This window comes from Halanaerobium sp. MA284_MarDTE_T2 (assembly GCF_003337245.1).
In the GTDB taxonomy this organism is placed as follows: domain Bacteria; phylum Bacillota; class Halanaerobiia; order Halanaerobiales; family Halanaerobiaceae; genus QPJE01.
This window is the reverse complement of record NZ_QPJE01000016.1, coordinates 1-21,603: the sequence shown is the minus strand read 5'-3', so window position 1 is coordinate 21,603 and position 21,603 is coordinate 1. Positions and strand designations below refer to the sequence as shown.

Here is a 21,603-nt window from a genome sequence, read left to right as displayed (position 1 = left end):
TTACGATTATAACTTGCGAGAAATAATTAATATTGATGTACTTCAGAGTATTCAGGATAAGTTTGCAGAAGCTACAGGGCTGGCGGCTGTTATTGTAAATAGAGAGGGAGTACCTGTTACAAAATGCAGCCAATTTACATTATTTTGTAATACAGTTCGTTCCTGTGAAAAGGGTTTTCAGAACTGTAAATTATCAGATGCACAGGGAGGTATCAGAGCAAAAGAAGAAGGTCAGTCAAAACCATATGTATGCAAATCGGGTCTGATAGATATGGCAGCACCTATTATTCTTGAGAACAGATTTATAGGAACAATTCTCTGTGGTCAGATAATATTGGAAGAAGATGGCCGGGAAAAAACATTTGCAAGAGTAAAAGCAAAAACAAAAGATTATGATATCAATTTTAAAGAACTGGAAAGAGCTTTTGAAAAAATTGAGATTCTTCCAAGAAGCAGAATTGTTGCTGCAACAGAATTTCTTTCCATTACTGCAAATTATATTGCTGAAATGGGTCTGGTAAATATTTATCAACAGGAATTGATAGAGGAGTCGAGGACAAGGAGGGAATTAGAACAGCATTTGCGGACAAAAGAATTAAAAGTTCTTCAGTCACAGGTGAATCCACACTTTCTTTTTAATGTGCTTAATTCTATTGCCCGTCTTTCATTGATAGAAAATGCAAGAGAAACAGAAGAAGTTGTTTATGCACTTTCTGATCTACTCCGCTACAGTCTTCGCAATATAGAAGAGGTTGTAAAATTGGAGGAAGAACTCAGCTGTGTACGGGATTATTTCACCATTCAGCGCAAACGTTATGGAGATAAATATAATTTTATTATAGATATTGATGATAATATATTAAATATTAATATTCCTTTACTTACAATTCAGCCTCTGCTGGAAAATGCGATAATACATGGTTTAAAAGATCAGGAATCTGGTACTGTCAGGGTTAAAGGATATAGAAGAAGTAATAAAGTAATAATTTGTGTTGAAGATAATGGTGCTGGTATGGACAAAAATATTTTAAATAATCTCTTAAAATATGATAATAACAAAGATAAAATAAAAAGTCATATAACGGGAATCGGTGTTAACAATGTTCACAAAAGACTTCAGCATTATTTTGGAGAAAAATATGGTCTTGATATAAAAAGCCGTCCTGGGAAAGGAACAGAAGTTAAAATTAATCTACCTGCTGAAAATACACAGTAATGGGGGGTTGAAGTTGTATAAAATACTTGTTGCAGATGATGAATATCTGGAAAGGAAAGCACTAAGAATTATTTTAGAGACTAGAGATGATATCAATAATGTAAAAATTATTGCTGATGCAGCAAATGGACGTGAAGCAGTAAGACTTGCCCATGATACAGAACCAGATATTATCTTTATGGATATCAAAATGCCGGGAATGGATGGACTAAAAGCAGTAAAAATGATTAAAGATGATCAGCCTGATGTGAAATTTGTTATTTTGACTGCTTATGATGAATTTGAATATGTACAGCAGGCTTTAAATCTGGGTATAAAAGAATATCTTTTAAAACCTGTAAAACCCGAAAAAGTTATAGAAGTTGTAGCTAAGCAGATAAAGCAGATTAAAACAGTTAAAGCTGAGGAACAGCGGCGGCAGGAGATGAAAGATAAACTCGATATGATTGTTCCCTATATAAAAATGTCCTTTGTATTTGACCTTGTTTTTCTTAATATAGATACAGTAGAAGAAGTTAGAAGTAGAACAGAATTTTTTGATATTGGAGATCTTCCCTCAGCTGTTATGATTGCAGATATAGATAAATTTGCACGGCTTACAGTAAATGAAGATGAAGTAAAAAGGCAGATGCTGAAAAAAGAAGTATTCAGTGTGCTCAAAGGTTTTGAAAATAAATATTCATCATTAATGGTTGTTCCTATGACAAGTGATAAAATAGTAATACTTTATTTTGGAGAAGAAATAATATATGGGCGTCAAATAAAAAGCTGGCTGAGGCAGATAGGTAAGGAAATGTGTGAGGAAGTAATAAAAGACACAGATTTTACAATTACTATTGGAATTGGAAATTATTATGATGACCCCAGAATGATGGACCGCTCATATCATGAGGCATTGGGGGCAATTAAAAATTCACTTCTGGCCAGAGACAGCTCTATCATTCACTGGGAAGATATAAAAAATGCAGATTATGAAGAAGACCGTTATCCATATGATATAGAATGTATGCTGGTAGAAAAATTAAAATCCAGAAAGAACACACAGCTTCCTGAACTTATAAGTACTCTATTTAACAGCTGGCAGATAGACGAAAATTTTGATTCCATGATTGTTAAATCCAGAATGCTGGAACTGCTGGGAGTGCTGTCCCGCTCTGCTGTAGAGGCAGGAGCTCAGTTTAAAGAAATCTCTCCACTCAATTATGATTATACACAAAAGCTTTTAAAAGTAAATTCTCCTGAACAGCTGAAAAGCTGGTTGAATTCACTGGTAGAACAGTTAAATAAAAAGATAGATAATATGGGAGAAGAATTTAAAGAAAAGATAATTTATGATGGTGTAAAATATGTGCAGAGCAATTATTCTGAGGACATAAGCCTCTGCGAAGCTGCTAAGGCGGCAAATTTAAGCACTCACTATTTTAGTAGGCTCTTTAAAAAAGAAATGGGTTGTACATTTAAAGAATATATAACAAGACTGCGAATGGAAGAGGCAAAAAGAAAATTAAACAAAACAGATACAAATATAGGCAGTATTGCAAAAGAGGTAGGCTATAGTGAGCCAAGTTATTTTAGCAAAGTTTTCAAAAAATACGAAGGAGTATCTCCTTCAGAATATAGAAATTAGACAAGATGACAATTTTTTGTCATTAAATGATAAAAAATTGTCATCTTTTTTTGCAAAATTAATTTTAATATTCATAAAATACAAAATATAAAAAATAATATCAAAAAATTTCATTAAGTGTGCAAGAAATTTTCAAGGTAAAATAAAAGTTTTTTTTAATATATTTAGAGAGAGTGAAGTAAAGAGAGTGAAGGGATTAGTGAAAAGATTAGTATGCTTTTTAATATTATTTTTGTGAAAGGAGGTGCAATACATGGCTAGAGAGGCACTCGGACTTGTAGAAACTATTGGCTTTGTTGGTGCAATTGAAGCAGCTGATGCTATGGTTAAAGCAGCCAATGTTAAGTTGATTGGTTATGAGAAGATTGGTTCAGGTTATATCACAGTCATGGTAAGAGGTGATGTTGGAGCTACCAAGGCAGCAACCGATGCTGGTGCAGCTGCAGCAGGAAAAGTAGGTGAAGTTGTTTCTGTACACGTAATTCCACGCCCCCATGAAGATGTAAGTAAACTTCTACCAGAATAATAATGGAGAGGAGGGTGAAAAAATATGGAAGAAACCAAAATTAATGATTTAGTTAATGAAGTTGTGAATAGAATTAAAAATGCTGAATCATCAGCTGAGAAAGAAGAAGACAGCAAAAAAAACAAAAATAATAAAGGTGGTGAGCTTAATTTGAATTTGGCTAATGAAGTAACTGAATTTATTGGTACAGCAATGGGAGATACGATTGGTCTGGTCATTGCAAATGTGGATCCAGACTTAAGAAAATTAATGGGTATTGATCCTAAATATCGTTCAATAGGGGTCTTTGGTGGTAGAACTGGAGCAGGACCTCAGATTTATGCAGCAGATGAAGCAGTAAAGGCATCAAATACTGAAATAGTAAAAATTGAACTTCCTCGTGATACCAAAGGTGGTGCCGGACATGGGTCCTTAATTATCTTTGGAGCTGAAGAAGTTTCGGATGCCAGGCGTGCAGTTCAGGTTGCTTTGGAAGACCTTGAACGTACTTTTGGTGATGTTTATGGTAATGATGCCGGTCATCTTGAATTTCAATATACTGCAAGAGCAAGTAAAGCTTTGAATGCAGCTTTTGGTGCTCCAGAAGGTAAAGCATTTGGAATAACAGTTGGTGCTCCAGCAGGTATTGGAGTTATCATGGCTGATGTTGCAGTAAAAGCTGCTACTATTGATGTTGTGGCATATGCAAGTCCTAGTGAAGGTACAAGCTTGACCAATGAGGTTATTCTGCAGTTTAGTGGAGATTCAGGAGCAGTTCGTCAGGCAATTGTTGCTGCACGTGAAGTTGGCTTGAAGCTTCTGGGTAGTCTTGGAGCTAAACCCGAATCATCAGCAACACCCTATATTTAAAATATAATAATAGATGTTGTTGTATAGTAAAATGATTGTTGTATAGTAAAATGAATTTAAGGAGGGAAAAATGTGAAAAGGTCCAAGCGTTTTGAAGAATTAGAAAAACGACCGATCAGTCAGGATGCTTTTATTAAAGAATGGCCGGAAGCTGGTCTTATTGCAATGGAAGGACCAGAAGATCCAAAACCAAGTGTAAAGATCGAAAATGAGAAAATAGTTGAACTTGATGGAAAAAAACGAGCAGATTTTGACATGCTTGATAGTTTTATTGCCGACCATACACTTGATATAAATACAGTCGAAAAAGTTATGGCAATGGATTCTAAAGAACTGGCCAAAAAGATAGTAGATATAAATGTTTCCCGTGATGAAGTACGAGAACTAGGACTTGGAATGACTCCCGCTAAGGTGGTAGAAGTTGTCGGCCACATGAATGTTGTTGAAATGATGATGGCAGTTCAGAAGATGAGGGCCAGAAAGACTCCATCCAACCAGTGCCACATTACAAATCTAAAAGAGCATCCTGCTTTAATTGCAGCAGATGCAGCTGAAGCAGCAATGCGCGGTTTTGATGAACTGGAAACAACGGTAGGTATGGTTAGATATGCTCCTTCAAATGCTATTTCTCTTATGGTAGGGGCACAGACAGGCCGTCGTGGTGCTTTAACACAGTGCGCTGTAGAGGAAGCAATGGAGCTGGAAATGGGTATGCGCGGATTTACAGCATATGCAGAAACCGTTTCTGTTTATGGTACTGAACAGGTTTTTGTTGATGGTGATGATACACCATGGTCAAAGAGTTTTCTTGCTTCAGCTTATGCATCTCGGGGACTTAAGATGAGATATACTTCTGGTACAGGTTCTGAAGCAGAGATGGGATTTGCCGATGGTAAATCCATGCTTTATCTGGAAGCCCGATGCCTCTATATGACCAAAGGTGCTGGAGTACAGGGTATACAGAATGGTTCAATTAGCTGTATTGGTATACCTGGTGCAGTTCCTTCTGGAATAAGAGCAATTCTGGCAGAGAATTTAATTGCCATGATGCTTGATCTTGAGTGCGCTTCAGGTAATGATCAGACATTTACTCATTCCCGTACAAGAAGAACAGCCAGAATGTTAATGCAGTTCCTGCCTGGTACAGACTTTATCTTTTCAGGTTATAGTGGTGTGCCAAATTATGATAATATGTTTGCTGGTTCCACTCATGATGTAGATGATTATGATGATTATCTAACTCTTCAGCGTGATCTGAAGGTCAATGGTGGTTTAGTACCTGTAGAAGAAGAAGAAGTTATAAAAATCAGGAACAAAGCAGCCAGAGCGCTGCAGGCAGTATTTAAGGAATTAGGTATGCCTGAAATTACTGATGAAGAAATAGAAGCAGTAACATATGCTCATGGCAGTAAAGACGTTCCAGACCGTGATGTACGAGAAGATTTTAGAGGTATAGAAGAAATGCTTAATAAAGGGACCACTGGTGTAGAAATTGTTAAAGCACTGGCCAAACATGGTTTTGAAGATGTGGCTGACAGTGTATTTAATCTTTTAAAACAGAGAATTGCTGGTGACTATCTTCATACATCAGCTATTTTTGATGATAAATTTCACTGTATAAGTGCTGTTAATGATAAAAATGATTATGCAGGTCCTGGAACTGGTTACAGAGTGTCCGATGAACTCTGGGCTAAACTCAAGGACACCAGACTTGCCAGAGATCCAGAAGAAATTGGAGAGTAATCTCAATATTCGGGAGGTGTAATAATGCAGTTAAATGAAGATGCAATTCGCAAAATTGTGGTTGATGTTTTATCCGGTATGTCAGAAGAAGGAGAAAACTCATCTTCTAATACAGCCGTTGCTGAAAGAAAAGGTGATATGATCTTAAAAGAAGTTGGTCCTGCTAAAGAAGGTCGCAGTAATGATGAAGTTGTTATTGGAGTTGCACCAGCATTCGGAGATAAACTGACAAAAACTATGATCGATGAAAAACACAGCAATATTTTGCGTGAGATCATGGCTGGTATTGAAGAAGAGGGATTAAAAGCACGGGTTGTAAAAAATTATTCTACCGCTGATGTAGGTTTTGTTGGTCATCAGGCAGCTCAGTTAAGTGGTTCTGGTATTGGAATTGGATTACAGTCAAAAGGTACGGTTTTAATTCATCAGAAAGATCTAAATCCACTTGCTAATTTGGAACTTTTTCCACAGGCACCACTGCTTGATTTAAAAACTTATCGTCAGATAGGAAAAAATGCTGCCAGATATGCAAAAGGAGAAAATCCTGATCCTGTTCCAACCCGTAATGATCAGATGGCAAGACCTAAATATCAGGCAATAGCTGCTGTTTTGTATAATAAAGAAGTTAAATACCTTGATCCACAGAAAAAGGTTGTTAAACTTGAAGTGAAATTTGAATAATTATTTAATTATCAGGAGGTGGATTTAATGGATAGAGATTTAGTAGAATCTATTGTGCGTAATGTTCTTGGTAATCTGGAAAAAGCTGAAGGTGAAAGTAAAACCACAGCAGTAAATAAAAGCAGTAATGGTCTTTCAGATAAAGATTACCCACTTGCAGAAAAAAGAGCTGACCTTGTAAAAACTCCTTCAGGGAAAACCCTGGACGATATTCAGCTTAAAAAAATTCTTTCTGGCGAAATAGATGGTGCAGAGTTAAGAATCACTGCAGAAACACTATATCATCAGGCAGAAATTGCGAAATCTGTTGGCAGAGAGCAGTTTGCTAAAAACCTAGAAAGAGCTGCTGAATTAACTAAAGTAGAAGATGATAGAATCCTTGAAATATACAATGCCATGCGTCCATATCGTTCCACAAAGAAAGAATTACTGGACATAGCAGATGAACTTGAAAACAAATATGATGCAATTATTAATGCTAACTTAATTCGTGAAGCTGCAGATGTTTACGAAAAGAGAAAAAGACTTAAAGGTGACAGATAAAGCTAACAGGTGGGTGGGATTATGGAATATATTGTAGGGGTCGATATCGGCAACTCCACTACGGAAGTTGCAGTCGGCAGAGTAGAAAATAAAAATATAGAGTTTATATCAGATGGTATATATAAGACCACTGGATTAAAAGGTACAATAGATAATATTGAAGGTATTCTGGAATCTTTAAATAGGGCATTAGAAAAAATCGATTTAAGTTACCAGGATATTGATTTAATCAGGATAAACGAAGCTACACCAGTTATTGGTGATGTAGCAATGGAAACAATAACTGAAACTGTTATTACAGAATCTACCATGATAGGTCATGACCCCTGGACACCTGGTGGAGTCGGCTTGGGTGTTGGGATAACAACCAGGGTAGAAAATGTTGAAGACTGCCGTCCTGGTGATGATATTATACTTATCATACCAGGAGAAGTTGATTTTGCCAGAGCAGCAGATATTATCAATCAGGCAGCAGAACAGGGGATCAATATTAATGGTGCAGTGGCACAAAAAGATGATGCAGTACTTATAGTAAACCGCCTCAATAAAATAATTCCGGTTATTGATGAAGTTAAATATATCGATAAAATACCACTTGGCAAAAAAGCTGCTGTAGAAGTGGCCAGCCCTGGTGGTACAATCGATAAACTTTCCAACCCCTACGGCATAGCTACAATCTTTGAGCTTGACTCTGAAGAAACAAAGCATATTTTTCCTGTGGCTAGATCTTTAATTGGGAATAGATCTGCAGTTGTAATAAGAACACCGGAAGGTGATGTAGAAGAGCGTAAAATACCTGCTGGAAATCTTGTTATATTTGGTGACAGGGGAAAATCTGAAATAGGAATAGATGCAGGTGCAGAAGAGATCATGGATTCGATAGAAAAAATTCAGCCAATAAAAGATGTTAAAGGTGAAGCGGGAACAAATGTCGGTGGTATGCTCGATCGAGTAAAAGAAACTATGAGTAAAGTTACAGATCAGCCTCTTGCAGAAATTAAAATAAAGGATATACTTGCAGTAAATACCTTTGTCCCAAAAGAAGTGAGAGGAGGACTAGCAGAAGAGCATGCAATGGAAAATGCTGTAGGACTGGCAGCAATGGTTAAAACAAGCCAGCTTCCCATGCAGAAAATTGCTGATAAATTAAAAGAAAAAACAGATATTGAAGTAACTATTGCAGGTATTGAAGCCAATATGGCGATTCTAGGAGCCCTTACAACTCCAGGTACAGACAAACCTTTTGTAATCCTGGATATGGGCGGCGGCTCCACAGATGCTGCAATGGTTACACGGAAAGATATGGTATATACAACACATCTTGCAGGTGCGGGTGATATGGTTTCACTTTTGATTAATATCGAACTGGGTCTATCAGATGTTAAGCTGGCAGAGATGATCAAAATATTTCCACTTGCTAAAGTGGAGAGTATGTTCCATATAAGGCATGAAGATGGGACAGTTAATTTTTTTGATGAACCATTACCGCCAAAATTATTTGGGAGAGTAGTAATTCTTTCTGATGATGAAATGGTGCCGATTCATACAGATCATTCGCTGGATAAAATTCGTCAGGTAAGAAGAGAAGCAAAACATGATGTTTTTGTACGCAACTCAGAGAGGGCATTAAAAAGAATTATACCAACAGGAAATATAAGAGATATCGATTTTGTAGTAATGGTTGGCGGATCGGCAATTGATTTTGAAATTCCAACAATGATTTCCAACCGTCTTTCGGAATATGGAGTAGTGGCAGGGCGTGGAAATATTAGAGGACTAATGGGCCCCCGCAATGCTGTAGCAACAGGTCTTGTGCTGTCTTATCTAGACGAGGAGGGAAGTGTTTTAGATGAGTAGTAAAGAGCAGTCTAAAAAACCTTCTGTATATATAGGATTTGATGCGGAAATCGCAGGTAGTGATATTTTTAAAAATGTCTGCTATGGACTTGAGGAAGAAGGCATTCCCTTCTATTATTTTGCAAGTGAAGAGAAAAATCCAGAAATACTGGCCCATGAAGCAGCACAGAGATCAAGACTTAATATCGGTGTTGGTATAGGAGCTGATAATAATATTGTGCTTCAGCATAAAAAACTGGATCTGGAAAATCCTTTTTTCAAGAAAAAAATTGATTATAATTTTCAGGCAAAGATTATTGGCTCTAATGCTGCCAGACTTGTAAAAGGTATTCCGGTAAAAGAAATTCCCTTAAAAGATGAATTTACAACAGGCTCTGCTCCGGATATTAAATTTAGTGAAAAAGATAAATTAGAATTTAAGCATTCAGAAACAGATTTAAATGCAGATCAAGTCAATAAATACAGTTTGAGTGATCTTGTTTTATCTTCTAAAAGCAGCAGTTCTTCTGAAAATAAAGATCAAGAAATAAATACAAAAATTAGTGAAGAAAAGAATAGTTCTAAAAATAATGAAAAAAATAGTGATTCTAAAATTGACGAGGAAAAAGATAACTCTGAAGATTTTAGTGAGATCAATTTGGACAGTGAAGATAGTATATCTGAAAAACAGCTTAATCTGCTGACAGATTTAATTGTGGATGTGGTTAAAAAATTAAATAACTAATTAATGGAACAGAGAAGTTAGGGAGGAGGGAATATGGCAAAAACTGCACTTGGTATGGTAGAGACTCTGGGTTTAAATGCAGCGTTTGAAGCTGCAGATGTGGCTAAAAAAGCTGCTAATATTGATTTGATTGGTTATGAAATAAGCCGTGGAGGTTTGATTGTTGTCAAATTCACTGGTGATGTTGGTGCTGTTAAAGCTGCTGTAGACGCAGCTAAACAGGCAGCATCAAAACTGAGCAAAGTTGTTGGTGCTCATGTTATTCCCAGACCACATAAGGATATTGATAATATGATTCGTACAGATGAAACTGTGGGTTATAAAAAAGAAAAGGGCGAGATTTCTGAAGATAATTCGTTTAAACAGGAACAAACCCCTAAAGAAACTGAAGGTGATTCTAAAATATCTGAAGACAGCAGCGCTGAAAATAAGGAAGATGATGAATCAGATAATGAAGATTTAGATGATGCAGAAAAAGAGAGTGAGAAACAGACAGATGATGAAGATTTAAATACAGAAAAAGATGCTAAAAAAGTAGATGAAGTTGAAGAAGTGGAATCAGATAATAAAGATGAAGAAGATATCTGCAATATTTGTGGAGATCCAGCCTGTCCGCGCAGAAAAGGTGATCTGAGAAAGAACTGTATTCACTATGATGAAATAATAAATGATGATAATTAAGGAAAAGGGGGAATGAAACGTGAACGGTGAAGCTTTAGGATTAATAGAAACTAAAGGATTTATTGGAGCAATAGAAGCAGCAGATGCAATGGTTAAAGCAGCTAATGTATCTCTGGTTGGTTATGAAAAAATCGGTTCAGGATTAATAACAGTACTGGTTAGAGGAGATGTTGGAGCAACTAAGGCAGCGACTGATGCAGGAGCTGCAGCAGCCGGAAGAGTTGGAGAACTTATTTCTGTACATGTTATTCCAAGACCTCATAAAGATGTTGAAACAATTTTACCTAAAATGGTGGCTGAAAAACTAGATATGCCGGAAATGGAGTAAATTGTGATGATCAATCCCCCTCTTCTTTGAGGTGGGAGGGGGAATTTATTTATTACTTATCAAATAAAATATGTAATTTATGATAATTATAAAAATCAAAAAATGATCTGCTGTCTGATGAAGGAGAATAATATTAATGAATAAATTTGTTGCTAACGCCAATATAGTCTTAAATGAAGTAGCAGAATTAATTGATAATCCACCACAAAAAATTGATTATCAAGGTGAAATTAAGGCAGGTGTAGATCTTGGAACTGCCAATCTGGTTCTTGCAGCAGTTGATAAAGATAATAAACCTCTGTTGGCACTCTGTGAACCTGGAACAGTTGTAAGAGATGGTCTTGTTGTAGATTATATTGGTGCTCTGAAAATAGTAAAAAAAATGAAAATAAAAATGGAAGCTATTTTTAACAGAGAAATCAAATATGCAGCAACTGCTGTACCGCCAGGTACTGGTGGTAGAGATATTGATACCTTTAAAAATGTTGTACAGGGAGCAGGATTCACTGTAAAAAATGTTGTGGATGAACCTTCTGCAGCAGCAACGCTGCTGGGTATTGAGCGAGGTGTTGTAGTGGATATTGGTGGTGGAACAACAGGGATTTCCATATTGGAAGATGGTAAAGTAGTTTATACTGCTGATGAAGCCACAGGTGGAACACATTTAAACCTTGTAATTGCAGGTGGATTGGGAATTAGTATAGAAAAAGCCGAAAAAATAAAAAGAGATCCTGATAGGATAGACGAAATATTTCCAATGGTTATTCCTGTAATAGAGAAAATTGCTTCTATTATTAATAATCATATTGGAAAATATAAAGCTGAAACAGTCTATTTAGTTGGCGGTACAAGTGCCATAGATGGTATAGAAGAGGTGCTTGCAAAAAAAACAGGTTTAAAGATTGTAAAACCCTCTCAGACTTTACTGGTAACTCCCCTCGGTATTGCCATTAACTGTGAATAGTTGAGGATGGAGGTAAAAAGATGGTTGAAGTGAACAGAGAACTGATAGAAAAAATTATCAGAGAAGTACTGAATACTCTGATGACAGATTCTTTCAAACTAAACAAGGAAAAGAAAAATATAACAGCTGTTTTTACCGGAGGCAAAATTGCTTATCAAAAAAGTTTAGATCAGCTAAAAAAAATTGACAGCACTTATGATATTAATTGGAGTTTTCTCTTTTCTACTGCAGCAGAAAAGATGCTGGATAAAAGCGAAATACTGTCAGCTCTTAATGTTGATTGGGATAATTATGAAGCTGATTTTGAATGTATCAATGATGCTGATCTTGTATTAATTCCTGTAATGACCAGAAATACAGTGGCTAAATTATCAGCACATTTTGTAGATTCACAGCTGATCGATTATATTTTTAGAGCTGTTATGTGCGGTATACCTGTAGCAGCTGTAAAAAATGCAGCTGATATTTCTGCAAAAGGCTGGAGAGAATTGGGGATGAATAAAACTCCGACAGCTTTACTGGAATATAATCAAAAACAGCTGAAAAGAGTAAAAAGTTTTGGTATTAAAATTGTTGATGCTGCTGATCTTTATAAAGAAGCTGACAGTATCTTAAAAAATGAATTAAATAGCGATGTAGAGTTTAATTTTGATGGAGAATCAGTAATATTTTCTAAATCAGATACAGCAAAAATTCAAAATAAAGCTGAATTTAATGACAGCAATTTATCTAAAGAAAACTCAGCAGAAGCTGGGACGGGAACTTCTGTAGTATTAAATAAAAAAGTGATTACCTATAAGGATATTAATCCTATTCGGGATACTATTAAGAAAATATATGTCAGGGAAGATGCAGTAATTACTCCATATGCCAGAGAAGTGGCAGAAAACAAAGGGATGATATTATGTTTACAGCCAGAGTAGTGGGTAATGTGGTGGCTACACAGAAAGATAAAGATCTAGTTGGAACAAAACTGCTTTTAGTACACCCTTTATATGGTGAATTTAGAAAAGAAAAATGTCTGGTTGCAGTTGACAGTGTAGGTGCTGGAATTGGTGAAAGAGTTCTTGTCACAAAAGGTAGTGCTGCACGTCAGACTGATCAGTTTAAAGGGAGTCCAATAGATCATGCTATTGTAGGTATTATTGATGAAATTGAACTTGATGAGTCAAGCTTTTCAGGAGGGGGTTATTAATATGTCTATTGCGACAAAAAGGGGGGATAGAGGAAATACAAGCCTCCTGAGTGGTGAAAGAATCACAAAATCAGACCCACAGGTTGAAGCATATGGTGTTATTGATGAGCTTAACTCCTGGTTGGGGCTGGCCCGGGTAAAGTGTGAGGATGCTGATATTAAACAAATAATTTTTAAAGTACAGAAGGATTTATTTATAGTTGCTGCAGAACTTGCATCTTTAGGGCGAGAACCCAAAGATAAATTAAAACAAGAGCACCTTGCTTTTCTGGAGGCTGAGCTAGACTCTTATCAGTCTGATTTTAATCTGTCAGGATTTATAGTACCTGGTGAAAGTGAAGTGGGCAGCCTGCTTGATATCTGCAGAACAATCTGCAGGAGAGCTGAAAGAAGAACTATAGCTGCTGAGGAAGAGAAAGATATAGAATTTTCGGAAATACTCCATAGTTATATTAATCGGCTGTCTGACCTCATTTATATTTTGAGCAGAACTGCAGATAGAAGGTATTTAATAGATTTAATTACTGAGAAGGTTTGTCAGGTTCTGAATAATGAGGAGAGTTAGTTATGAAAATATCTCTTAATATAGCAGAAAAAATTGCAGAACAGTGCCAGAAAAAGGCAGAAAAAATGAATTTAGCGGCTGTTATCTCTGTGGTTGGAGATGATGGAAAACTGATAACTTTTAAAAAAATGGATAATGCCCTGCCCATAAGTATTGAACTGGCACCTGCAAAGGCTTATACTGCTTATGCTCTGCGGATGACTACTCAGGAACTTGGAGAAATTTCGAGTCCTGGCAATATGCTTTATGGTATTGATACTTCCTGTGAAAATATAGTCCTTTTTGGAGGCGGCATACCGCTCAAAAGTCAGGGGGAAGTTGTTGGAGCAGTTGGTGTAAGTGGTGGTACTGTGGATGAAGATATTGAAATTGCTGAATCGGGAGCAGAATTTTTTGTCAATAGATATACGAGCAGTTAGTTTAAACAGGGAAGGAGGAGAAAGATTGGATATTAAAAATCAGGATATTAATAAAATAGTAGAACAGATACTAAAAGAAATAGAGGAAGAAAAAACTGAAATAAAAGATAATAAAACTGAAAATAGTTCTAAAGGAGATTTAGGCATTTTCCCTACCATGGATGAGGCAATTGATGCAGCATGTAAAGCTCAAAATATACTTCAGAATGATTATTCTATAGAAGAAAGAGAAGAGCTAATAAAGGCCATGAGAAATGAAATAAGTATGCATGTTGATAAAATATCACGGATGGCATATGAAGAAAGTGGTATGGGAAGAATAGAAGATAAAATTATAAAAAATAATTTAGCTATAAATAAAACTCCTGGAACCGAAGATCTTAGAACTGAGGCTAAGAGTGGGAAAAAAGGTCTTACAATTCTGGAGGAAGCACCTTTTGGAGTGATCTGTGCAATAACGCCTGTAACCAATCCATCAGAAACTATTATCTGCAATTCAATCGGAATGATAGCAGCCTGCAATACAGTAGTTTTTAATGGTCATCCCAGAGCAAAGAAAACTTCAACATATGTAATTAAAGTTTTAAATCAGTCAATAATAGAAGCAGGTGGTCCTGCAAATCTACTTACAGCAGTTGCTGAACCTACAATTCAAACAGTTGAAAGCTGTATGGCTGATGACAGAATATCTATGATTGTTGCTACAGGTGGTCCAGGTGTGGTAAAAGCAGCACTTTCTTCAGGCAAAAAAGCTATTGGTGCTGGAGCAGGTAATCCCCCGGTGTTGGTTGATGATACAGTAGATTTAAAAAGAGCTGCATCAGATATTATTAAAGGTGCAAGTTTTGATAATAATTTACCATGTACATCGGAAAAAGTAATTGTTGCTCTGGACAGTGTTGCAGACGAATTAATAAAACACATGATCGATGATAATGCTCAGCTTATAGATGATACAGTTTCACTGGAAAAAATTATTCTTAATGATGATGGTTCCATTAACAAAGATCTTGTTGGTAAAAATGCTGCATATATCCTTCGCAAAGCAGGAATTAAACCAAAATGTGAGGACTTGAGGCTTGTAATTGTAGATGTAGAACTTGACCATCCATTTGTACAGGAAGAACAGCTGATGCCTGTTATCCCTCTTGTTAGAGCCAAAAACTTTGAAGAAGCAATGGAAATTGGAGTTCAGGTTGAACACGGGAACAGACATACAGCAGTAATTCATTCTAAAAATGTAGATAATTTAACAGCATTTGCCAAGAAAATTGAAACTACTATTTATGTCAAAAATGCACCTTCTTATGCAGGTATCGGTGCTGGAGGAGAGGGACATACAACTTTTACAATAGCTGGTCCTACTGGTGAAGGATTAACTTCTGCCAGAACATTCACCAGAAAGAGAAGATGTGTATTAGTAGATGGATTCTCCATTATATAAAAAAGTGGTTTCTAAATGGAGAGGGGTATTTTTATGAGCCTTATAAAAAAAATATTTGAAGCAGGGGTAGTAGGAGCTGGAGGAGCCGGTTTTCCTACTCATGTTAAATATGACTGTGAAGCAGAATATCTGATTATCAATGGAGCAGAATGTGAGCCACTTTTGATGACAGATAAATATCTCATGAGAACCTATTCAGCAGAGATGATTTCAGCAGCAAATAAAATAGCAGAGCAAATAGGTGTTGAAAAAACAGTTTTTGCTCTTAAGAAAAAATATGAAAATGAAAGAGCCTGTCTGGAGAAAATAATAGAGGATGAGGAATATAAAATAGATTTATTTCTGATGGACAGTTTTTATCCTGCAGGTGATGAGCAGATTATGGTTTATGACATAACAGGACGTACGGTTCCTGAAGGTGGTATACCTCTTCAGGTTGGAGTAGTAGTTACAAATGTTGGAACTCTTGTAAATAGTTATTTTGCTCTACAGGGAAAACCAGTGACAGATAAATATGTTTCTATGTTGGGAGAAGTAAATGATCCCAAAATAATTAATGTACCCATTGGTACTCCTATTAATGACTGTATAAAAGCAGCAGGTGGTGCATCAGTGGATGATTATGCAGTAATAATTGGTGGACCAATGATGGGGACTCACTATGTGACAGATGAAGAGATAAATAGTGCTGTTATTAAAAAAACAGATGGAGCTCTTATTGTACTTCCCAGGAACCATTATGTGATAGAGAGAAATCAGCAGAGCATGGAACATATGAAAAACCAGTCTAAGGCAGCCTGTATACAGTGCCGCATGTGTACTGATTTTTGTCCCAGGTATTTAATAGGACATGATATGGAGCCGCACAGAATAATGAGAGCACTGGCCTATTCAGAAGATGAAGAAATTTTCAAGATGGCACAGCTATGCTGTGAGTGTGGAGTATGTGAGCTTTATGCCTGCCCGATGGGATTATCACCGAGGCTTATCAATGTATATTTTAAAGAAAAGGTAAAAGACAAGTATAAGAGTAAACAGGAAGAATACAGTGCTCATCCAATGAAAAAATACAGACGAATACCAACAGATCGCCAAATTTCCAGGCTTAACCTGAGTAAATATTATCATCAGTCTCTTGCGGAAACAGAAAAAATTGAAATAAAAGAGGTTAAAATTCCTATGAGCCAGCATATTGGTGTACCTGCATATCCTGTGGTAGAAATAGGTCAGCAGATCAAAAAAGGAGATCTTGTTGGAAAAGCTAAAGAAGACAGCCTTAGTGCCAATATACATGCCAGTTTAGAGGGGAAAATTATTAAGGTGGACGAGAAAGAAATAGTAATAAGTAAAAGTTCTGAGGTGGAATTATGATTACTACAATAGGCTTACTTGAGTTTAACTCAATCAGCCAGGGTATAAAAGTAGCAGATATAATGAAAAAAGCAGCAGATGTAGATCTGATTTTGGCACAGCCAACCTGTCCGGGTAAATATACTATTTTAATTTCTGGAGATGTAAGTGCAGTTAAATCTTCTGTAAAATCAGGAATAGAAAAAGGTGATCCATTTGTAGTAGACCATCTTGTTATCTCAAGAATACACAATCAGCTTTTAAATGCAATTAATGCAACTACAGAGATAGAAAAAGTTAATGCAGTTGGTGTGCTGGAATATTTCAGTATAGCAAGTGCTATAATTGGTGCAGATGCAGCTGCCAAAGCAGCTCAGGTTGATCTTATACAGGTTAGATTGGGTACGGGTTTGGGAGGAAAGGCATATGTGACATTTACGGGAGATGTCAGTGCAGTAAAACAGGCTCTTAATGCAGGAGCAGCTGCCGGCAAGGACAATGGTATGCTCTATAATAAAGTATTTATTTCTTCTCCTGATAAGGATGTATTTAAAACACTGCTTTAAACTGCAGATATAAAATAATCTAAATATATGCTGCTGTTGCTATAAAGAGGAGATGGTTGGATGAATTCTTTTAATTTTGAGTTCCAGATAAAGACAAAAATAAAGTTCGGATCTGGGAAGAGAAAGGTTTTGCCTCAAACAGCTGCCGATCTGGAATGCAGAACTTTGATGATTGTTGTAGATGAAGGTATAAAAAAAGCTGGTATTTTGGATATGATAACAGCAGAGCTGGATGGTAAAGTTAATTATGTTGTTTTTGACAAGGTTAAACCAGATCCTACTATAGATATTATAGATCAGGGTGTTAAATTTGCAATAGAAAACACTGCAGATGCACTGCTTGCGGTAGGTGGGGGAAGTCCTATTGACTCTGCAAAGGCAGTTAGAGCTGTCTGTCAGCAGAAAGAACTGAATGAAAAGTGCAGTAGGATACCTTTAATTACAGTTCCCACCACCTCTGGTTCTGGCAGTGAGGTAACAAAAGCAGTAGTGATTAAAGATGAAAAAACAAAAAATAAGTTTTCCGCTGTAGATGAAAGTCTAATACCGGATATAACAGTGGTTGATCCAGAGCTTACCAGAACACTTCCACCATATTTGACTGCAATTAGTGGAATGGATGCTTTAAGCCACTGTATAGAGTCCTATGTATCACAGGATGCAGTACTGCCTTTTGAAATGATAGCAACTAAAGGAGTAGAAATGGTAAAAAATTATCTGCGTCCAGCAGTAGGTAATGGAAATAATATGAAAGCAAGAGAAGGGATGTCTCTTGCCAGTCTTTTTGGAGGAATTGCTCTAAGCAACTGTGGTCTGGGTCTGGTACATGCTATTGCCCATCCGCTTGGAGGAAGATTCAAAATTCCTCATGGGCTTGCAAATACTATACTGCTTCCACATGTTATGAAATTTAATATAATTACCAACCCGACTAAATTTGCTAATGTTGCTCGTTTGCTGGGCGTTAATATTTCGAATATGACTGAAATGGAAGCAGCTAGAAGAGCTGCAGATGAAGTCAAGAGGCTCACTGCAGATATTGGACTGCCAACAGGTTTAAAAGAGTTTGGTGTTGACAGTTTTGAAGAAGTTGCAGATTTAGCTCTTGAAGAAGTTCTTATGCTCAGAAGTAATCCAAGGCCTGTAAAAAGAGAAGATATTATAAAGATTCTTAAAGATGTTTACTGATGAAGAATTTTTACGGATAAAATTATGAATTCAAGGAGATAATAGATAAATATATTTCAGCAGAGGATGGTAATATTATGAAAGTATTTGTGCTTAACTGTGGCAGTTCTTCATTAAAATATCAATTAATAAATATGGAAGGTGAAACAGTTCTGGCAAAAGGACTTGTGGAAAAAATTGGAGAAAAAAGTTCAGTTTTAAAACATAAAGCTTTAAATAAAGAAGAAATAAAGATTTCGGAAAAAATAGCTGCTCACAATAAAGCTATTAAAATGGTTTTAGATGTACTTCAGGATGAAAAAATTGGAGTTATTAAAAATATGGATGAAATTAGTGCTGTCGGCCACCGCGTTGTGCACGGAGGAGAAAAATTTTCAGGTTCTGTGCTGATAAATGATGCAGTATCTGAAGCACTGAGGGAAAATATCAAACTGGCTCCACTGCATAATCCGGCTAATTTAATTGGTATTGAAGTAAGTCAGAAGCTGATGCCAGATACTCCCAATGTTGGTGTTTTTGATACAGCATTTCATTACTCTATGCCTGAACAAGCATTTCTTTATGCAGTACCTTATTCCTGGTACAAAGAAAATGGGGTAAGAAGGTATGGTTTTCATGGAACATCACATAAATTTGTATCTGAGAGAGCATCAGAATTGGATGGAAGAAATTATGAAGATCTAAAAATAATAACATGTCATCTGGGTAATGGTGCCAGTATAGCAGCGATTGATAAAGGCAGAGTGGTTGATACCAGTATGGGTCTTACTCCACTGGAAGGACTTGTAATGGGAACCAGATCTGGAGATATTGATCCCGGTATAATACCTTATATTATGAAAGAAAGAAATTTGTCCATCGAAGATGTTGATGAAGTTCTTAATAAAGAAAGTGGAGTACTAGGAATTTCTGGAGTCAGCAATGATTTTAGAGATTTATCTGAAGCAGCAGAAGCAGGCAGCCGCAAATCCGAGCTGGCCCTTGAAATTTTCTGCCGTCGAGTAAAAAAATATATAGGATCTTATACAGCAGTGATGGGTGGAGTTGATATAATAGTATTTACAGCCGGTATAGGAGAAAATGCTGTGGAGGTAAGAGAAATAATATTATCTGACATGGAGTATTTTGGTATCTGTCTTGATAAAGAAAAAAATAAATGTCGGGGTGAGGAAATAAAAATAAGTAAAGAAGAATCAGCAGTTAAAGTATATGTTATTCCAACAAATGAAGAGCTGGTTATAGCTAGAGAAACAAAAAAATAATAGAAAATCACATTAAATCAGTACTGGAGGATATACTTGCAGGTAATTAAAAAAGAATTAAAAAGCAACTGGGGTGAGAGAAAATGGCAGCAGAAAAAGAAAAACAGCGGATGATACAGGAATATGTACCTGGTAAACAGGTTACTCTGGTACATCTAATTGCCCATCCATCCAAAGATATCTACAAAAAAATTGGTTTAAACCAGGAACACGAAGCATTAGGAATTTTAACTATTACTCCCAGTGAAGCCGCAATTATTGCTGCAGATGCAGCAAGTAAAGCAGCAAATATTGAAATTGGTTTTATTGACAGATTTAGTGGTTCTCTTGTTATAAGTGGTAAGGTGTCCAGTGTTGAATCAGCTTTAAAAAATATTCTTAACTTATTAGAACATGTTTTGGATTTTGATATAACAGATATTACGAGGTCCTGATATGGTAAAAATAATTCTTATAGGGGCCAGTAGAGCAGGAAAAACAACACTTATAAAAGTTCTGGAGAATGGAGAATTTAAAAATATAGATTACAGAACACAAAGTCTTGAGTTTAATGATAAAGCTATTGATACTCCTGGAGAATATATAGAGAACAAGCATTATTACACAGCCTTAATTTCAGCTGCACAGGAAGCTGAAATAATAGGTCTTGTTGCAGATGCCACGGCAGAACAAAATTTTTTGCCACCAGGCTTTGCTTCTGTTTTTGCGAGACCTGTGGTAGGTATTATTACAAAAATAGATGCAGAAGATGCAGATATTGAATATGCAAGATCAATTTTGGAAATGGCTGGAGCAGAGAAAATATTTCTTACAAGTGCTCTAGAAGGTACAGGTTTAAAAAAATTATCTGAATTTATAAAGTTCAATAGTGAAGTTGGGAGGACAGACGAATGAATTATCTGGAAAAAGCTAAAAAAGCAGCATATTATATTAAAGAAAGAACCGGTTATAATAAATTAAATACGGCAGTAGTTGCCGGAAGTGGTCTTTCTTTTTTAAAGGATATACTGAATAAGGAAATTGAACTGTCCTTTACAGAAATTCCTTATTTCCCACCTCTTACTGCCCCAGGACATAAAGGCAGCCTTATTTTTGGGAAGATTAATGGGGAAAATACTATTATTACAGGGGGAAGATACCATTATTATGAGGGGTACAGTATGGAAGAAGTTGTTTTTCCGATACGAGTGTTTAAATATCTTAAAGTAAAAAAGATTTATTTGACAAATGCAGCAGGAGCACTTAATGAAGACTATCACAGAGGAGATCTTATGGTGGTTAAAAATCATATTAACCTGCAGGGAACAAGCCCTTTAAGAGGACCAGCTTTAGAAGATGAAATACGCTTCCCGCTGTTGGAAAAAGCCTATTATAATAAGGAGGAAGAGCGGCAGAAAATTATCAGTTTGGGAGAAAAGTATGGTCTTAATATTCATGAAGGTATATACACAGCTATCTGTGGCCCGGAAATTGAAAGTTCAGCAGAAGCAGAGTATATGCGCAGGATAGGTGGAGACTGTGTTGGAATGTCAACTGTTCCGGAAATAATTGCTGCGGTGCAGAGCAGGCTGGATGTTCTTGCTGTTTCTGTGATAACAGATACTGCCGGTGAATATAATCCTGAAGTTATATCTTCCGAAAATATGGAACTTTTAATGGGAAAATTAGCACCGGGTATTAAAGGATTGTTTAAAGAAATTTTGTCGGAATAATTAAATATTTAGATTTTATAAAATTTGTTAAAAAAGCAATATTAATTAAATTTATTAAACTAATATGTTGATTGTAACACAAAAAGCATATAATATTTTCCAATTTACATGTTTCAAATACTAAAATAAGTCTTCTAAACACAACAATAAAAGCATTTAAAAC

Annotated in this window: 24 protein-coding genes; all 24 read left to right on the top strand. The window is 36.2% G+C overall.

Features of this window, described 5'->3' with window-relative positions:
- Nucleotides 1–13 precede the first annotated feature (13 nt).
- The 24 genes from DFR78_RS08020 (at nt 14) to DFR78_RS07905 (ending at nt 21,440) form a co-directional block, all read left to right on the top strand.
- Nucleotides 14–1,216 carry a PocR ligand-binding domain-containing protein gene (locus tag DFR78_RS08020; RefSeq protein ID WP_233487024.1) on the top strand — a complete coding sequence of 401 codons (1,203 nt, stop codon included), beginning with the start codon at nt 14–16 and terminating at the stop codon, nt 1,214–1,216.
- A gap of 13 nt (nt 1,217–1,229) precedes the next feature.
- Nucleotides 1,230–2,843: a helix-turn-helix domain-containing protein gene (locus tag DFR78_RS08015; protein ID WP_114458320.1), complete on the top strand. Its 1,614-nt coding sequence runs from the start codon at nt 1,230–1,232 to the stop codon at nt 2,841–2,843.
- Nucleotides 2,844–3,096: 253 nt separating this feature from the next.
- Nucleotides 3,097–3,369 carry a BMC domain-containing protein gene (locus DFR78_RS08010; protein WP_114458319.1) on the top strand — a complete coding sequence of 91 codons (273 nt, stop codon included), beginning with the start codon at nt 3,097–3,099 and terminating at the stop codon, nt 3,367–3,369.
- Nucleotides 3,370–3,393: 24 nt separating this feature from the next.
- Nucleotides 3,394–4,218, top strand: coding sequence for a propanediol utilization microcompartment protein PduB (gene pduB, locus DFR78_RS08005; protein ID WP_114458318.1), 825 nt, complete (start codon nt 3,394–3,396; stop codon nt 4,216–4,218).
- A gap of 72 nt (nt 4,219–4,290) precedes the next feature.
- Complete coding sequence (locus tag DFR78_RS08000) at nt 4,291–5,961, top strand: propanediol/glycerol family dehydratase large subunit (protein WP_114458317.1); 1,671 nt, start codon at nt 4,291–4,293, stop codon at nt 5,959–5,961.
- 24 nt (nt 5,962–5,985) lie between these two features.
- Nucleotides 5,986–6,642: a propanediol/glycerol family dehydratase medium subunit gene (locus DFR78_RS07995; protein WP_114458316.1), complete on the top strand. Its 657-nt coding sequence runs from the start codon at nt 5,986–5,988 to the stop codon at nt 6,640–6,642.
- A 27-nt stretch (nt 6,643–6,669) separates the two neighbouring features.
- On the top strand, nt 6,670–7,185 hold the full coding sequence (locus DFR78_RS07990) for a diol dehydratase small subunit (RefSeq protein WP_114458315.1): 516 nt from the start codon (nt 6,670–6,672) through the stop codon (nt 7,183–7,185).
- Between the two features lie 21 nt (nt 7,186–7,206).
- The gene (locus DFR78_RS07985; protein WP_114458314.1) at nt 7,207–9,042 is read left to right on the top strand and encodes a diol dehydratase reactivase subunit alpha; all 1,836 of its coding nucleotides are present in this window, start codon (nt 7,207–7,209) and stop codon (nt 9,040–9,042) included.
- A complete protein-coding gene (locus DFR78_RS07980; protein ID WP_114458313.1) occupies nt 9,035–9,766 on the top strand; it encodes a glycerol dehydratase reactivase beta/small subunit family protein in 732 nt (243 codons plus the stop codon). Before DFR78_RS07985 ends, DFR78_RS07980 begins: the two co-directional genes overlap by 8 nt.
- 33 nt (nt 9,767–9,799) lie before the next feature.
- The gene (locus DFR78_RS12430; RefSeq protein WP_114458312.1) at nt 9,800–10,447 is read left to right on the top strand and encodes a BMC domain-containing protein; all 648 of its coding nucleotides are present in this window, start codon (nt 9,800–9,802) and stop codon (nt 10,445–10,447) included.
- Between the two features lie 19 nt (nt 10,448–10,466).
- The gene (locus DFR78_RS07970) at nt 10,467–10,775 is read left to right on the top strand and encodes a BMC domain-containing protein (protein ID WP_114458311.1); all 309 of its coding nucleotides are present in this window, start codon (nt 10,467–10,469) and stop codon (nt 10,773–10,775) included.
- Between the two features lie 136 nt (nt 10,776–10,911).
- Nucleotides 10,912–11,739: an ethanolamine utilization protein EutJ gene (gene eutJ / locus DFR78_RS07965; protein ID WP_114458310.1), complete on the top strand. Its 828-nt coding sequence runs from the start codon at nt 10,912–10,914 to the stop codon at nt 11,737–11,739.
- A gap of 20 nt (nt 11,740–11,759) precedes the next feature.
- Nucleotides 11,760–12,662: a flavoprotein gene (locus tag DFR78_RS07960; RefSeq protein ID WP_114458309.1), complete on the top strand. Its 903-nt coding sequence runs from the start codon at nt 11,760–11,762 to the stop codon at nt 12,660–12,662.
- Nucleotides 12,644–12,934, top strand: a complete 291-nt coding sequence (locus tag DFR78_RS07955; RefSeq protein ID WP_114458308.1) for a EutN/CcmL family microcompartment protein — start codon at nt 12,644–12,646, stop codon at nt 12,932–12,934. The genes DFR78_RS07960 and DFR78_RS07955 overlap by 19 nt, the downstream gene beginning before the upstream one ends.
- A 1-nt stretch (nt 12,935) precedes the next feature.
- Complete coding sequence (locus DFR78_RS07950; RefSeq protein ID WP_114458307.1) at nt 12,936–13,499, top strand: cob(I)yrinic acid a,c-diamide adenosyltransferase; 564 nt, start codon at nt 12,936–12,938, stop codon at nt 13,497–13,499.
- Nucleotides 13,500–13,501: 2 nt separating this feature from the next.
- Complete coding sequence (locus tag DFR78_RS07945; protein ID WP_114458306.1) at nt 13,502–13,918, top strand: heme-binding protein; 417 nt, start codon at nt 13,502–13,504, stop codon at nt 13,916–13,918.
- A gap of 25 nt (nt 13,919–13,943) precedes the next feature.
- Complete coding sequence (locus tag DFR78_RS07940; RefSeq protein WP_199505584.1) at nt 13,944–15,362, top strand: aldehyde dehydrogenase family protein; 1,419 nt, start codon at nt 13,944–13,946, stop codon at nt 15,360–15,362.
- A gap of 33 nt (nt 15,363–15,395) precedes the next feature.
- The gene (locus DFR78_RS07935) at nt 15,396–16,733 is read left to right on the top strand and encodes a 4Fe-4S dicluster domain-containing protein (RefSeq protein ID WP_114458345.1); all 1,338 of its coding nucleotides are present in this window, start codon (nt 15,396–15,398) and stop codon (nt 16,731–16,733) included.
- The gene (locus tag DFR78_RS07930) at nt 16,730–17,278 is read left to right on the top strand and encodes a BMC domain-containing protein (protein WP_114458304.1); all 549 of its coding nucleotides are present in this window, start codon (nt 16,730–16,732) and stop codon (nt 17,276–17,278) included. The genes DFR78_RS07935 and DFR78_RS07930 overlap by 4 nt, the downstream gene beginning before the upstream one ends.
- A 60-nt stretch (nt 17,279–17,338) precedes the next feature.
- On the top strand, nt 17,339–18,466 hold the full coding sequence (locus tag DFR78_RS07925; protein ID WP_114458303.1) for an iron-containing alcohol dehydrogenase: 1,128 nt from the start codon (nt 17,339–17,341) through the stop codon (nt 18,464–18,466).
- Between the two features lie 77 nt (nt 18,467–18,543).
- Nucleotides 18,544–19,728 (top strand): acetate/propionate family kinase, encoded by a 1,185-nt coding sequence (locus DFR78_RS07920; protein ID WP_114458302.1) that lies wholly within the window; start codon nt 18,544–18,546, stop codon nt 19,726–19,728.
- 83 nt (nt 19,729–19,811) lie between these two features.
- Entirely contained in the window at nt 19,812–20,162 is a 351-nt protein-coding gene (gene eutS / locus DFR78_RS07915) for an ethanolamine utilization microcompartment protein EutS (protein ID WP_114458301.1), read from the top strand.
- A 1-nt stretch (nt 20,163) separates the two neighbouring features.
- Nucleotides 20,164–20,622, top strand: coding sequence for a EutP/PduV family microcompartment system protein (locus DFR78_RS07910; RefSeq protein ID WP_114458300.1), 459 nt, complete (start codon nt 20,164–20,166; stop codon nt 20,620–20,622).
- Nucleotides 20,619–21,440, top strand: a complete 822-nt coding sequence (locus DFR78_RS07905; RefSeq protein ID WP_114458299.1) for a purine-nucleoside phosphorylase — start codon at nt 20,619–20,621, stop codon at nt 21,438–21,440. Before DFR78_RS07910 ends, DFR78_RS07905 begins: the two co-directional genes overlap by 4 nt.
- Nucleotides 21,441–21,603 lie beyond the last annotated feature (163 nt).